Source organism: Pseudoflavonifractor sp. AF19-9AC, from assembly GCF_003478995.1.
GTDB lineage: Bacteria > Bacillota > Clostridia > Oscillospirales > Oscillospiraceae > Lawsonibacter.
In genome coordinates, this window is the sequence record NZ_QUGI01000004.1 from 44,254 (window position 1) to 57,977 (window position 13,724).

General features: G+C 59.2%; 16 protein-coding genes. 9 read left to right on the top strand and 7 right to left on the bottom strand.

All coding sequences use genetic code 11. The features are described 5' to 3' along the window. Positions 1-17 precede the first annotated feature (17 nt). Genes DWX58_RS07945 through trpS form a run of 4 tightly spaced genes read right to left on the bottom strand, consistent with a single transcriptional unit; the run spans position 18 to position 4,137 of the window. On the bottom strand, positions 18-770 hold the full coding sequence (locus tag DWX58_RS07945; RefSeq protein ID WP_118642687.1) for a hypothetical protein: 753 nt from the start codon (positions 768-770) through the stop codon (positions 18-20). A 32-nt stretch (positions 771-802) separates the two neighbouring features. Beyond that, on the bottom strand, positions 803-1,954 hold the full coding sequence (wecB, locus tag DWX58_RS07950; RefSeq protein WP_118642689.1) for a UDP-N-acetylglucosamine 2-epimerase (non-hydrolyzing): 1,152 nt from the start codon (positions 1,952-1,954) through the stop codon (positions 803-805). Next, the gene (locus DWX58_RS07955) at positions 1,951-3,105 is read right to left on the bottom strand and encodes an MraY family glycosyltransferase (protein ID WP_118642691.1); all 1,155 of its coding nucleotides are present in this window, start codon (positions 3,103-3,105) and stop codon (positions 1,951-1,953) included. Before DWX58_RS07955 ends, wecB begins: the two co-directional genes overlap by 4 nt. A 33-nt stretch (positions 3,106-3,138) precedes the next feature. Continuing rightward, positions 3,139-4,137 (bottom strand): tryptophan--tRNA ligase, encoded by a 999-nt coding sequence (gene trpS, locus DWX58_RS07960; protein ID WP_118642693.1) that lies wholly within the window; start codon positions 4,135-4,137, stop codon positions 3,139-3,141. 173 nt (positions 4,138-4,310) lie between these two features. Here trpS and sigK point away from each other — a divergent pair, with 173 nt between their 5' ends. The 8 genes from sigK to spoIIR all read left to right on the top strand — a co-directional run bounded on the left by sigK (position 4,311) and on the right by spoIIR (position 10,655). Further along, the gene (sigK, locus tag DWX58_RS07965; protein WP_118642695.1) at positions 4,311-5,006 is read left to right on the top strand and encodes an RNA polymerase sporulation sigma factor SigK; all 696 of its coding nucleotides are present in this window, start codon (positions 4,311-4,313) and stop codon (positions 5,004-5,006) included. A 237-nt stretch (positions 5,007-5,243) separates the two neighbouring features. After that, positions 5,244-5,723 (top strand): Lrp/AsnC family transcriptional regulator, encoded by a 480-nt coding sequence (locus DWX58_RS07970; RefSeq protein WP_118642697.1) that lies wholly within the window; start codon positions 5,244-5,246, stop codon positions 5,721-5,723. Beyond that, the gene (locus DWX58_RS07975; RefSeq protein ID WP_118642699.1) at positions 5,720-6,907 is read left to right on the top strand and encodes an aminotransferase class I/II-fold pyridoxal phosphate-dependent enzyme; all 1,188 of its coding nucleotides are present in this window, start codon (positions 5,720-5,722) and stop codon (positions 6,905-6,907) included. The genes DWX58_RS07970 and DWX58_RS07975 overlap by 4 nt, the downstream gene beginning before the upstream one ends. Positions 6,908-6,930: 23 nt before the next feature. Continuing rightward, positions 6,931-7,530: a bifunctional phosphoserine phosphatase/homoserine phosphotransferase ThrH gene (thrH, locus tag DWX58_RS07980; RefSeq protein WP_118642701.1), complete on the top strand. Its 600-nt coding sequence runs from the start codon at positions 6,931-6,933 to the stop codon at positions 7,528-7,530. 40 nt (positions 7,531-7,570) lie between these two features. After that, on the top strand, positions 7,571-7,786 hold the full coding sequence (locus DWX58_RS07985; protein WP_118642703.1) for a hypothetical protein: 216 nt from the start codon (positions 7,571-7,573) through the stop codon (positions 7,784-7,786). Then, a complete protein-coding gene (locus tag DWX58_RS07990; protein WP_118642705.1) occupies positions 7,776-9,074 on the top strand; it encodes a DUF1015 domain-containing protein in 1,299 nt (432 codons plus the stop codon). Before DWX58_RS07985 ends, DWX58_RS07990 begins: the two co-directional genes overlap by 11 nt. A gap of 27 nt (positions 9,075-9,101) precedes the next feature. Continuing rightward, a complete protein-coding gene (gene ispE / locus DWX58_RS07995) occupies positions 9,102-9,953 on the top strand; it encodes a 4-(cytidine 5'-diphospho)-2-C-methyl-D-erythritol kinase (protein ID WP_118642707.1) in 852 nt (283 codons plus the stop codon). Positions 9,954-10,034: 81 nt separating this feature from the next. Continuing rightward, complete coding sequence (spoIIR, locus tag DWX58_RS08000; RefSeq protein ID WP_118642709.1) at positions 10,035-10,655, top strand: stage II sporulation protein R; 621 nt, start codon at positions 10,035-10,037, stop codon at positions 10,653-10,655. 91 nt (positions 10,656-10,746) lie between these two features. Here spoIIR and DWX58_RS08005 read toward each other — a convergent pair whose 3' ends face one another. After that, positions 10,747-11,256 (bottom strand): hypothetical protein, encoded by a 510-nt coding sequence (locus DWX58_RS08005; RefSeq protein WP_158579236.1) that lies wholly within the window; start codon positions 11,254-11,256, stop codon positions 10,747-10,749. Between the two features lie 282 nt (positions 11,257-11,538). Between DWX58_RS08005 and DWX58_RS08010 the strand changes: the two genes are divergently transcribed. Next, positions 11,539-12,267, top strand: a complete 729-nt coding sequence (locus tag DWX58_RS08010; protein WP_118642713.1) for a TIGR01906 family membrane protein — start codon at positions 11,539-11,541, stop codon at positions 12,265-12,267. 70 nt (positions 12,268-12,337) lie between these two features. On the opposite strand, the gene DWX58_RS08015 is transcribed toward DWX58_RS08010, so the two are convergent. Both DWX58_RS08015 and DWX58_RS08020 read right to left on the bottom strand, forming a co-directional pair. Beyond that, the gene (locus DWX58_RS08015) at positions 12,338-12,778 is read right to left on the bottom strand and encodes a GtrA family protein (protein WP_199648733.1); all 441 of its coding nucleotides are present in this window, start codon (positions 12,776-12,778) and stop codon (positions 12,338-12,340) included. Beyond that, entirely contained in the window at positions 12,750-13,721 is a 972-nt protein-coding gene (locus tag DWX58_RS08020) for a glycosyltransferase family 2 protein (RefSeq protein ID WP_118642715.1), read from the bottom strand. The genes DWX58_RS08015 and DWX58_RS08020 overlap by 29 nt, the downstream gene beginning before the upstream one ends. Positions 13,722-13,724: the final 3 nt, after the last annotated feature.

Below are 13,724 nucleotides of genomic sequence, written 5' to 3' on the forward strand. Positions count from 1 at the left end.
CTGAAAGACAGAGAAATTTACTTCGGGTCGGTGCCGTCCGGCAAAGCGAAGGAGGCGTCCGAGGGGCAGGGGCTGGGATTGGAGCCCGTCATGCGGTAGACCAGCTGGCCGTCCTGTTCCTCCTCGGCACTGACCAGCAGGCCGCTGTCCACCCCCACCCAGTAGCGGGCCAGGTGGCCTTCCTCATAGGTGACTTCCACATAGATGCAGGGAGTGTCGCCCCGCAGGTCATAGCCGGCAGAGGTGATATCCTCCTGGTCCAGATCCAGCACTGTCTCATAAGTGGGAATATGCTGAGAGAGATCAGAGGCGTGTCCCTCCGCAGGAATGGAGAGCCACTGGGAGGAGCCCTCATACCAGTAATAGAGGGTGCCGTCCCTCACCAGATTGTGGCGGACGACCCCAGAGCTCAGCACCAGGCGGGTGTGGGTCCAGCCGCCGTCCGCCCAGACCTGGACGGGGATGGAGGAGCTGCCCTCGGCCCAGAAGGTCTCAATGGTCAGTTCCCGGTAATAGCTGTCCGAGCGCACCAGGGTTTTTCCAATGACATTCTGTACAGTCTCTGGGGTGATGGATACCGTCTGATAGGGGTCAGAGGCAGACTGAGAGCTGGAGGACACATCGCTCCCGACGCCGGAGCTTGCGCCGCTGGGCAGCTCCACCGAGGGGGTGTTGAGCACGAAAAGGCTCCGTCCGAAGCTGGTGAACATGGCGCCCACAATCAGAACAGTGACAGCTATGGCGATAAAAAGCCGGTTTTTCGGGTCCATGTACACACCTCACAGTCAACCCGGAGAAAAAATTACGTGCCGGAGAAGGGCTCCGGAGGCTGGGAGCGCAGGCCGAAATGCCACTCGATGGCGTCGGCAATGCGGCGGCAGGCCTGACCGTCGCCGTAGGGGTTGACGGCGTGAGCCATCTTCTCATAGGCGGCGGGGTCACAGAGCAGCTCCTCGGCCAGAGCCACAATGTCGTTGTAGGATACGCCCGCCAGCTTCACGGTGCCGGCGGCCACTGCCTCGGGGCGCTCGGTCTCCTTCCGCAGGACAAGCACCGGCTTGCCCAGGGCGGGGGCCTCTTCCTGCAGACCGCCGGAGTCGGTCATCACCATATAGCACCGAGCCATCAGGTTGTGCATCTCCTCCACGTTCAGGGGCGGGATGAGATGGACATTGGCAATGCCGTCCAGATGGCGGTGGGCACACTCCTGTACCACGGGGGACAGGTGGACGGGATAGACCAGCTCTGCCTCGGGGTGCGTACGGGCAATGTGGGCCAGGGCAGACATGATGTCCTCCATGGGCTGGCCGTAGTTTTCCCGGCGGTGGCAGGTGACCAGAATCACCTTTTGCTTCTCATAATCCAGCTGATTGAGCACATCCTCTGCAAAGGTAAATTCCTTTACGACCGTTGTCTGGAGCGCATCAATCACGGTGTTGCCCGTGAGGAAGACGCCCTTTGTGATGTTCTCACGGGCTAAGTTATCCCGGTTGGCCGTGGTGGGGCAGAAATGGAGGTCCGCAATGGCCCCTACCATCTTCCGGTTCATCTCTTCCGGGAAAGGGGAGTACTTGTCATAGGTGCGAAGGCCGGCCTCCACATGGCCTACAGGGACCTGGTGGTAGAAGGCGGCCAGAGCCCCGGCGAAGGTGGTGGAGGTGTCGCCGTGGACTAGGACCAGATCGGGCTTGGCCTCATCCAGCACGTCGTCCATACCCAGAAGGCACTTGGAGGTGATGGTGGACAGGGTCTGCCGGGGCTGCATGATGTTCAGGTCATAGTCGGGGCGGAGCTGAAAAATATTCAGAACAGAGTCCAGCATCTCACGGTGCTGGGCGGTGACGCAGCACAGGGCGTCAATCTCCGGGCGCCGGGCCAACTCCAGGGCCAGGGGAGCCATCTTGATGGCCTCCGGCCGGGTGCCGAAAATGGTCATTACCTTAATTTTGCTCATTTTTCCGACCGGTCCTCCTCGCCGAAAAAGTTATCGTTGCCCGCAATTTGAGTTTTGGAGTGGTCAAGCGGAGGGGAAGAAGACTTTTTTCCGCTGCCATTGTTGTTATTGTTGTTGTGGTTGAGGAAAATCATGCCCGCCATGCCGCCGGCCACGCACAGGGCCACCAGAAAGAGCATGGCCCGGACGGTGCCGTTGGTGGTGAGCACCACAGCGGACAAGCCCAGAATGGCGCTGATGACATACAGCACAGCCACCGCCTGCTTCTGGGAGAAGCCCATGTCGATAAGCCGGTGGTGGATGTGGCCCCGGTCGGGGGCCATGGGAGACTGCCCCTTGGACACCCGGCGCAGGATGGCGAAACAGGTGTCAAAGATGGGCAGAGCCAGCATCAGGAAGGGGACCGCGAAGGAGAAGATGGTGTAGAACTTGAACAGTCCCTGGATGGACACCGTGGCCAGCACGAAGCCCAGGAAGGTGGAGCCGGTGTCTCCCATGAAGATTTTGGCGGGGTTCAGGTTGTAGGGGAGAAAGCCGATGCAGGCGCCGGCCAGGGCAGCGGTGAGCACGGCCACGTCGGGCTCGGAGACGTTGAGGGCGATGACCAGCAGGGTCATGGAGCTGATGGTGGACACGCCGCAGGCCAGTCCGTCCAGGCCGTCAATGAGGTTGACGGCGTTGGTGATGCCCACAATCCAGAAAATGGTGATGGGGTAAGAGAGCCAGCCCAGCTCCCAGTAGGGCTCGCTGCTGAAAATGTTGATGTTGGACAGCATCATAATGCGATTGCCGCCCATCACCGCCAGCAGAGCGGCAAAAATCTGCACCGCGAACTTCAGCTTGGCCGACAGGGCGTAGATGTCATCAAAGATGCCCAAAATCACAATGACGACGGCTCCCAGCAGCATGGAGCGGAGCTGAGGCGTCAGGGGCAGAAAGACGAGCACGCTGAGCACAAAGCCAAAGAAAATGGCCAGGCCGCCCATCCGGGGGATGGGGTGGTCGTGCATTCTTCTTCCGTCTTTGGGCACATCCACCGCGCCGATGCGGAACGCCAGGGAGCGCACCACAGGGGTGGAAATCAGGGCGACGACAGCGGCGACGAACAGGGCCGCCGCCGCTGTGCCCACCACAGGTAATTGTATCGGCATATCCAATCCTCTTTACTGTTGCAGGCCGGGACGTCAGCGCGCCACAAAGCCAATCTTTTTGTATACCTTCCGGAGGGTCTTATTGGCCACATAGGAGGCCTTCTCAGCGCCCGCCTTGTAGACGGATTCCAGGTAGGCCTTGTCGCCGAGAATGCGGGTGGCCTCCTCCCGGATGGGACGCAGGGTCTCGATGACCGCATCGCCCACAGCGGGCTTGAACTTTCCGTAGCCCTGGCCGGCAAACTCCGCTTCGATTTCCTCGAAGGTCTTGCCCGTCACGGCGGCATAAATATTCATCAGGTTGGCCACGCCGGGCTTGTGCTCCGGGTCGTAGCGCACGCAGTTCTCGGTGTCACTGTCCGTGATGGCCCGCTTGAACTTGCGCTGGATGTCCTCAGGCTTCTCCATGAGGAAGACGCAGCCTTCGGGGATGGACTTGGACATCTTGGAGTCGGGGGTGGTGAGACCCATCACCCGGGCGCCGGTCTTGGGGATGTAGGGCTCGGGCATTTTGAAGACCTCACCGTAAATCCCGTTGAAGCGCTGGACAATGTTACGGGTCAGCTCCACGTGCTGCTTCTGGTCCTCGCCCACGGGGACAAAGTCGGGCTGATAGAGCAGAATGTCCGCCGCCATGAGGGCGGGGTAGGTGAAGAGACCTCCGTTGATGTTGTCCTTGTGCTTGGCGGACTTGTCCTTGAACTGGGTCATGCGGCTGAGCTCGCCGAACATGGTGTAGCAGTTGAGCACCCAGCCCAGCTCCGCGTGAGCGGGGACGTGAGACTGGATAAACAGAGTGTTCTTTTCCGGATCCAGGCCGCAGGCAATGTACTGGGCCAGCTGCTCCAGGGTGCGGCGGCGCAGATCGGCGGGAGTTTGGCGCACCGTGATGGTGTGCATATCGGCCATAAAATAGTAACAGTCAAACTCCTCGGCCCGAGCGGCCCAGTTTTTGATGGCGCCCAGGTAGTTGCCCAGGTGCAGATCACCGCTGGGCTGAATGCCGGAGAGCATTACTTTTTTCTCATCCATGGTTATCAGAAGACTCCTTTATACACAGATACCGCATAAAACGGACCTGCATGATATCGCTTGATTATACCACAGACCGGATGGTGAATCAACAATCAGCTTGGAAAAGAGGAAATTTCCCGGGGAATAGGGACTTGCGTAGACGGAATACAGTAGTGCGGAGGTGTTGCGGTATGCTGTCCCCGGTGATTTATCTGGTGATGAACGGACTGTTCTTCACCCTCCGCCTGTCTGGGGGAGGCGGGTCCTTTCCCCGGCCGCTGAAGGCGGCGGAGGAACGGGAGTATCTGGAAAAATGCGCCCAGGGCGATTTGGAAGCGCGCAACATTCTGGTGGAGCACAACCTCCGCCTGGTGGCGCACATCGTAAAGAAGTATTATGCCCAATACGGAGAGCAGGATGACCTGATTTCCATCGGGACCATCGGGCTGATCAAGGGAATTTCCACCTTCAAGGCGGATAAAAATGTGCGTCTTGCCACCTATGCAAGTCGGTGCATCGAAAACGAGGTGCTGATGTATTTCAGGTCACAGCGGAAGCTCCAGGGAGAGGTCTCCCTGGCGGACACGCTGGAGGCGGCAGGGGAGAGCGGCTCACTGTCGCTGATGGATGTCATCGCGGTGGATGACAACATGCTGGAGGAACTGGATACCCGGGACGCCTGTCAGAAGGTGCGGCAATGCGTGGAGCAGTGCCTCACCCCCCGGGAGAAAAAGATCATCGTTTTGCGCTATGGCCTGGGAAATCGTCCCCCACTGACCCAGAGGGAGATCGCCGCCCAGTGCGGTATCAGCCGCTCCTATGTATCCCGCATTGAGAAGCGGGCACTGGAGAAGCTGGAAGAGGCCATGGGAGACTGGAGACCCTGACGCGGGGGCGGCGGGCAGCACGGGGAACCGTGACTGCCCGCATTTTGCCGTTTGGGTCAGAGGGGCTGGAAAGTCCGGGATTGTTTTTCCAGAATAATCTGTGTATAATAAGGACTGCTGAACATTTTTCTGTGGCTGGCTTCCGAATGAAGGCAGGCGCAGAGTGCAGGTGAAAAGAGCTAAGAGAAACAACCTGCAATGGGTAGAAAATACGAAAAGAAGTGGAGGAAACCGTCCATGGAAAAGCTGTTGGAATTGTTGGAACAGGACTGCAGCATGAGCGTGGCCCAGTTGGCAGCCGCCGCAGGTGTCTCCCAGGCAGAGGCAGAGCAGGCCATTCGGAACTATGAGGAAGAGCGAGTGATTCTGGGCTATAAGGCAATTATTGACTGGGATCGGGTGCGCAAGGAGACGGTGACCGCACTGATTGAAGTGAACGTGGTGCCCCAGTCCATTGACGGGTTTGACCGGATTGCGGAGCGGATTTACCAGTATGATGAGGTGGAGAGCATGTACCTCATGAGCGGCTCCTTTGATTTGACGGTTATCATTTCGGGGCGGACCCTTCGGGAAGTGGCTCAGTTTGTCAGCGAGCGCCTGGCTCCCATCCAGGGCGTCACCGGCACTGCCACCCACTTCATTTTAAAGAAATATAAGGAAAAGCACCTGGTGTTCCGTCCCCAGGATCCGGAGGAAAGGGAGTACATCTTCGTATGAATTACGACCAGATCTTAAATGACAAAATTCAGGGCATCAAGCCCTCTGGCATCCGTAAGTTTTTTGACATTTTGGAGGAGATGACCGACGCCATCTCCCTGGGCATCGGGGAGCCGGACTTCGTGACCCCCTGGCACATCCGGGACGCGGGTATTTATTCCCTGGAGCGGGGCCACACCAAATATACCTCTAATGCCGGTATGCTCCAGTTGCGGCGGGAGATTTCCTCTTATCTGAACCGGCGCTTTGATCTGCACTACGACTATAACGGACAGATCCTGGTCACCGTGGGCGGCAGCGAGGCCATTGATCTGGCCATGCGGGTGCTCATCAACCCCGGGGACGAGGTGATCGTGCCCGTGCCCTCCTTTGTGTGCTACGGTCCTCTGGCGGAGATGGCTGGGGGTGTTCCCGTGTACGTAGAGCTGAAGGCGGAGAACGAGTTCCGGCTCACCCCGGAGCAGCTGAAGGCCGCCATTACGCCGAAGACCAAGATTCTGGTGCTGCCCTTCCCCTCCAACCCCACCGGAGGCATCATGGAGCGCCGGGATCTGGAGGCCATTGCCGACGTGCTGCGGGGCACGGACATCATGGTCATCTCCGATGAGATCTATGCGGAACTGACCTACGGCCAGCGTCATGTTTCCATGGCCAACCTCACCGACATGTATGAGCGCACCGTGGTGGTCAACGGCTTTTCCAAGAGCCACGCCATGACCGGCTGGCGCATGGGTTACGTCTGCGCACCCAAGCCCATCATCGGCGCCATGACCAAGCTCCATCAGTTCGGCATCATGTCCGCTCCCACCACCAGCCAGTATGCTGCGGTGGAGGCTATGCGCAACGGCGATAAGGATATCGAGCACATGCGGGAGGAGTACGACCGCCGCCGCCGCTACCTGGTGGAGAACCTGAACCGCATCGGCCTGGAGTGCTTTGAGCCCAAGGGCGCCTTTTATGTCTTCCCCTGCATCAAGTCCACCGGCCTGAGCAGCGAGGAATTCTGTGAGCGCTTCCTGAAGGAGGAGAAGGTGGCCGTCATTCCCGGCAATGCCTTCGGCCCCGGCGGCGAGGGCTTTGTCCGCGCCTGCTATGCCGCCTCCATGAAGGACATCGCTGAGGCAATCAGCCGTATGGACAACTTCCTCACCAACCTGCGGCGCAAGCAGGGCAGGGAATCCTGAGGATTGGAAAAGGAGTATTTGTGATGAATGTCGTCTGTTTGGATATGGAGGGCGTGCTGGTTCCGGAAATCTGGATCGCGTTTGCCCAGGCCAGCGGGATTCCCGAACTCAAGCGTACCACCCGGGACGAGCCCGACTACGATAAGCTTATGACCTGGCGCCTGGGCATTCTGAAGGAGCACGGTCTGGGACTCAAGGAGATTCAGACCACTATCGCCACCATTGACCCTCTGCCCGGAGCCAAGGAGTTCCTGGATAAGCTGAGAAGCGAGACTCAGGTCATCATCCTCAGCGATACCTTCGAGCAGTTTGCCAAGCCCCTCATGGAAAAGCTGGGCTGGCCCACCATTTTCTGCAACACCCTGGAGGTGGCGGAGAATGGGGAGATCACCGGCTATAAAATGCGCTGTGAGAAGTCCAAGCTCACCACGGTGAAGGCGCTGCAGTCCTGCGGCTTTGACACCATTGCCGCCGGTGACAGCTTCAACGACCTGGGCATGATACAGGCCAGTAAGGCAGGCTTCCTCTTCAAGAGCACTGAGGCTATCAAGGCGGCCCACCCGGAGCTGCCCGCCTTTGAGGAATTTGACGATCTGCTTCACGCCATCGAGGAGGCCCTGTAAAAAAGAGCCCATTTGGAGAGAATGGTCGGGAGGACCTGATATGTTTATCACGTATTGGATCCTGCTTGCATGCGTCCTGGCCTTTGCCCTCCTGCTGGGCGGCTCCCTTGGCGGGATGACCGCAATCTATATTTTGGGGCTTTTGGCCCTTGCCGCGGTTTTTGCCGCGCTGGCTACCACTGTGACGAAGCTTAGGGATCTGGAGAAAAAGATCGATCCGCTTCGGAACGAAAAGAAGGATGAACATGAAGAATAATTTTCCCTTTCAAAGCGCTGACATCCTCCTGCCTCAGAGCTGTGATCTGAGCCTGTGGAGCGTGGTGGCCTGTGATCAATATACCTCCCAACCGGAGTACTGGCAGCGGGTGGAGGAGCGGGTGGGGCGCGCTCCCTCATCTCTGCGGCTGATTTTGCCCGAAAGCTGTCTGGAGGGCCCCGATGTGGAGACGGACATCATGGAGATCAACAACACCATGACCCGTTATCTCCGGGAGGGGCGGTTTGCCGAGTACCCGGACAGCCTCATTTATGTGGAGCGCACCCTGGACAACGGCCGGGTCCGCCGCGGCCTGATGGGCATGGTGGACCTGGAGCAGTATGACTACGAGCCGGGAGCCGTTACGCCAGTCCGTGCCACCGAGGGGACGGTGCTCTCCCGCATTCCGCCCCGTGTGGCAGTGCGGAAAAACGCCCCCATTGAGCTGCCCCACGTGATGCTGCTGGCCGACGACCCCAAGGAGACGGTCATTGAGCCTTTGGCCGGGCAGACGGGGGAGATGGAGCTGCTGTATGACTTCGACCTCATGGAGCGCGGCGGCCATATCAAGGGCTGGCGCCTGGGGGAGAAGCAGATAGAGCAGGTCGCCCGGGCCATGGAGGCTCTGGCTGACCCGGAGACCTTCCACCGCCGCTATGACCTAACGGAGGACACGCCGGTGCTGCTCTTCGCCGTGGGAGACGGCAACCACTCTCTGGCAACCGCAAAGGAGTGCTATGAGCGGCAGAAGCGGGTTACCCCGCCGGAACAGTGGAACAGCCTGCCCGCCCGATACGCCCTGTGCGAGCTGGTGAACCTCCACGACCACTCCCTGGAGTTTGAACCCATCCACCGGGTGGTGTTCGGGGTGGATCCTCGCTTCCTGGTGGACGAGCTGGCGCGCTATTACCCCAATACCCTGCGGGGAGAGGGACCGGCCACAGACCAGCGCCGCCATGTGCTGCGCTATGTACATGCCGGGGAGGAGGGGGTGGTCACGGTCCTGACCCCCAGAGCTCAGCTGGCCGTGGGAACCCTCCAGACCTTCCTGGACGAATTCCTGGCGACCCATCCCCAGAGCCGGATTGACTATGTCCACGGGGACGACGTGGCCCGGAGCCTGGCCTGTGAGCGGGAGGATGCCATTGCCTTCCTGCTGCCCGCCATGGGCAAGGAGGAACTGTTCCCCACCGTCATCCACGACGGTGTGCTGCCCCGGAAAACCTTTTCCATGGGAGAGGCTCATGACAAGCGCTTTTATCTGGAGGCCCGGCGGATTCGCCGCTGAGGTTTAGAGAAAGAAGGAGGGACCGGCATGGAAGTGCAGGCGCCCGCAAAACTGAATCTGACCCTGGATGTGTTGGGGAAACGGCCGGACGGCTACCATGACCTGCGTATGGTGATGCAGACCATCACCCTGGCGGACCGGGTGGTGCTGGAGCCCACCCAAGGAGGTGAGGTGCGGGTGCAGTCCGACCTCTCCTTCCTGCCCGGCGGGGAGAAGAACCTGGCCGGGGCGGCTGCCCTGCGGTTTTACGAGGCCCTGGGCAGGGACTGCGAAGGATTGGACATCGCCCTCACCAAGCGTGTGCCGGTGTGTGCCGGTATGGCGGGGGGGAGCAGTGACGCCGCCGCCGTCCTCCGGGCGCTTAACGAGCTGGAGGGGACTCCCTTTACCCGGGAGCAGCTGTGCCGCATTGGAGAGCAGGTGGGCTCCGACGTGCCCTACTGCGTGATGGGCGGCACCGCTCTGGCCGAGGGCCGGGGAGAGGTACTTACTCCGCTGCCTGCCCTGCCTCCGTGCTGGGTGGTGGTGTGCAAGCCCGATTTTCCCATCTCCACACCGGAGCTGTTCGGCCGTATCGACAGCTGCCGGGTGCGCTGCCGCCCCGACACCGAGGGGGTGCTGGCCGCTCTGGCGGCGGGAGACCTGGGTGGTGTAGCCCGGCGGATGTATAACGTCTTTGAGGACGTGCTGTTGCCCAGACAGCAGAGTGCGGTGGGAGAAATCAAACATATCCTCATTGAGTGCGGCGCACTGGGTGCCAACATGAGCGGCACCGGCCCCACGGCCTTCGGCCTCTTTGACCGGGAGGCGGCGGCCCGGGAGGCCTTTGAACGCCTGCACATCCGCTATGCAGATACCTTTTTGGCCCAGACGGTTTAAAAAAGCCAAAGGCCGTCCATACTGTAAGTGCAATTTACTTAACAGTATGGACGGCCTTTTTTGGCCTTGGAGGTAGAACATATGGACAGAAAACTGAAGCGTTGGGAATTGGCTGTGCTGCTGGGAGTGTTGGTAACCCTTTGTACGGGGGCCTGGCTGAACCGGGAACAGACAGAGCTGGCGGGGCAGGTCATTCGCCTGCATGTCATCGCCAATTCGGACAGCCAGGAGGATCAGACGCTGAAGCTGGAGGTGCGGGACCGGATTCTGGAGCGGGCCCAGGAGCTCTATCCGGAGCATGCCACGCTGACAGAGGCACGGGCGGCACTGGAGGAGAGCCTGCCGGAGCTGTCCCAAATCGGAGAGCAGACCGTGGAGGAGGCGGGATACGACTACCCGGTCACCGCCCAGATTACCCAATGCTGGTTCCCCACCAAGGAATATGAGGACTTTGCCCTGCCCGCCGGGGACTACACCGCCCTGCGCATTGTCATCGGCGAAGGGGAGGGGCAGAACTGGTGGTGCGTGGCTTTCCCGCCTCTGTGCCTGGGAGCGGCCAGCCAGAGCGTGGAGGAGGCTACTCAGGCCGGATACTTTGATGCCGACCAGACCGCCCTGATCACCGGAGCGTCAGAGGGCTATGTGCTGAAATTTAAGGGGATGGAACTGCTGGGGGAACTGAAGCGGGCTCTGGCAGGATGAGATAACTCAACAAGAAAAAGACTGCCGCCGGAAAAGAAGCTCCGGCGGCAGCGCTGCGTGGTTGGTCAAACGTGAGTGCGGGGGGAGTACATTATGGGCACGGTTCCGAGTCCACAACGAAATTGACCCGATGTTCTTCTTCTGAGAAGGTAATGGTAAACAGATAGCTGTGTCCGTCCTCATAAACGGCCCGGAAGGATACAGCGCCGTTCCCAAGATAAGTCAAATCGGGCTCTTCCGCCGGCTGAGCACGGATGCCGCATAGGGCGAAGTAGCCGTCTGCGTCGAAAAAGGCGGTGTTGCAGGTGCCGTCGTCTGGATCCTGAAACAGCACAACACCTACACGGTCAAAAGCTTTGTCAGAGAACAAAGCGCAGTCCAGATATTCCCAAGTTTCTTCCTGCTTTTGGGAGAAAAGCGTCTCAAGCATTTTCTCCGACCAGACGACTTCTTCCTCGGGATTTGGAAGGGATAAGTCGCCGCTGCTGGATTGACTGGATTGAGAAGAAGCGGGGAGAGAGGCGGAACTCGGTTCGCTCTGACAGCCGCATACGCTCAAAAAAGAGAGCATAAGAACCGCAAGGGGGAGAATCCGTTTCACGGCAAGACCTCCTTAAATTTCGACACGCCATTTCCTTCTGGTGTATTCGCTTCTGCCTCCATGATATGACAGGTTTTCTGCATATTCAAGTTTTTTGAAAGGAAATCCGGGGACGGGAAGAATGTCTGCCCGTGGGATGGGGCGTTGCCATGCAGAGCGGCTTGTGGTATGATAAAAAGATACCAGAGTGTATGGCGGCGTCTGTACTGCTGATAAAGCGGGGGAGGCCTCCCTGTTTCAGACGGTCGTTGCCTTCAAGCGCGAAATTTGGAGGAATCTAACATGAAAGAGAGCCGCCTGTTGTCAGCGGTTACCGCATTGTTCACTGCTTTGGCGGTGCTGTCTGGGGCCATTGCGGTCCCTCTGCTGTGCCGCCCCTTTTACTACGCCCATATCGGCCCCCTTGGGCTGGAAAATCTGACCGGCCTGACCCGGGAGGAGATCCGGCAGGCCTTTGACCAGGTGATGGACTACTGCCTGGGTCTGCGGGAGGACTTTGCCGCGGGAATCCTTCCGTTTTCTGAGTCGGGTGCCAGCCACTTTGCGGATGTGCGAGTGCTGTTTCTGCTGGATCTGTGGGTGCTGGGATTGTCCCTCCTGGGCCTGATTGTACTTTTTGTGTTGTGCCGGAAAAAGCGGCTGCGCCCCAGCCTGCTCCTGGGCCATGGCCCTGGCTTCTGGGCAGCCAGCGGTCTGGGCGCAGTGTTTCTGGCGGTAGGAGCCTTCGCTGCCACCGATTTTAACCGGGCTTTCGTGGTGTTCCACCATCTGTTTTTCCCGGGAAAAGATAACTGGCTCTTTAACTGGTGGGAGGACCCGGTGATTCTCATCCTGCCGGAGACCTTTTTCCGCAACTGTGCCATTCTGATTCTGGGAATGCTGCTGCTGTGGTGCGCTATTTTAATTGTCTCCGACCTGTGGGCTGCCCGGAGACGAAAAAAGGCCCGTCAAAGCGGTTCCTCTGCGCCCACCTGCGGCGGGAACTGTGAAGGCTGTTCCGGCTGCGGCTGAGCTGGAAGAAGAACGGACATAAAAACTGCCCCGTCGATTTACAAATCGACGGGGCAGTTTGTTTCTAAAATTACCGGGTCTTGAAGGCAAAGAAGCGCTGGCCGAAGTAGTTGAGCAGGACGAACAATCCAGAGCCGAAGAGCATGGTCAGGTTGCCCTGGAGCTGCTCGCTCAGTCCCATGCCGCCCAGAGCCCAGCTCACTGCGGGCTTGGCCAGGCCATAGGCCAACAGGTAGCACACGGAGATGTTGACCACAAAGCGGAGGACCACACCGGCGCCCTTTTCCTGATTGCGGAAGGTGAAATGCTTGTTGAGGAAGAAGCTGACGATGCTGCCCACCACATAGTTGGCGGCGGAGGAGATCCAGTAGCCGGTATCGCCCCACCGATGCAGCCCCGCCAGGTTGTAAAGGCCAAACATGACGCCGTAACCCACCAGGGTGTTGATGACGCCCACCACAATGAAGCGGAAGAAGATGGGATCAAATATCTTTTTCAGCTTGTCCATCATTCTTGGGTCCCTCGCAGCGCTCGGCCACGATGTACCGGGGCCGGTCCTTTACTTCCTCATAGATTTTGGCGATGTAGTAGCCGATGATCCCCAGACAAATCATCAGAATGCTGCCGATGAGCAGCTGGAGCAGGATGACCGTGGTAAAGCCCTCCAGAGCCTGACCGGAGATCTTCTGCCACAGGGACCAGATTCCCAGCACCACCGAGCAGACAAACACCACCACGCCCAGAAGGGTGACCAGCTGCAGGGGGGCAGCGGAGAAAGAGGCAATGTTGGTGAGGGCATAGCGCACCAGGCTGCGGATGGACCACTTGGACTCACCCTCCAGCCGGGGCTGTACCTCAAACTCCACCTGGGTGGTGGAGAACCCAATCCAGGAGGAGAGTGCCCGGAAGAAGGCGTTTTTCTCCCGCATGGCCAGCAGGGTATCCACCGCCCGGCGGTCCAGCAGCTTAAAGTCGGAGGCACGGGACATGTCAATGCCGGTGGCCTTGCTGATCATGGAGTAGAAACCTTTTGCAGCAAATGTGTGCAAGGGATTTTCCTTGCCACGGCTGGTTTTCACACCCTCAATGACCTGATAGCCCTGCTGCCACAGGCGGTACATATCTACCACCTTTTCCGGCGGGTGCTGCAGGTCGCAGTCCATGACCACCACGCAGTCGCCGGCGGCCTGGGCCAGGCCCGCAAAGATGGCAGCTTCCTTGCCGAAATTTCGGGAAAAGCGAACCCCGCGCACCTGGGGGTGAAGATGGGATTGTTCCTCCACAGCCCGCCAGGTGCCATCCTTGGAACCGTCATCCACAAAGATAATTTCATGGGGGATGGCGGCCTGGGTCAAAAGTCCGGTGATGGTGTCTGCGGCCCGGGGAATGGAGCCCTCCTCATTGAAGGAGGGAAGTACCACGGACAGCAGACCCTGTTTTAACTCGTCTGCCATAGC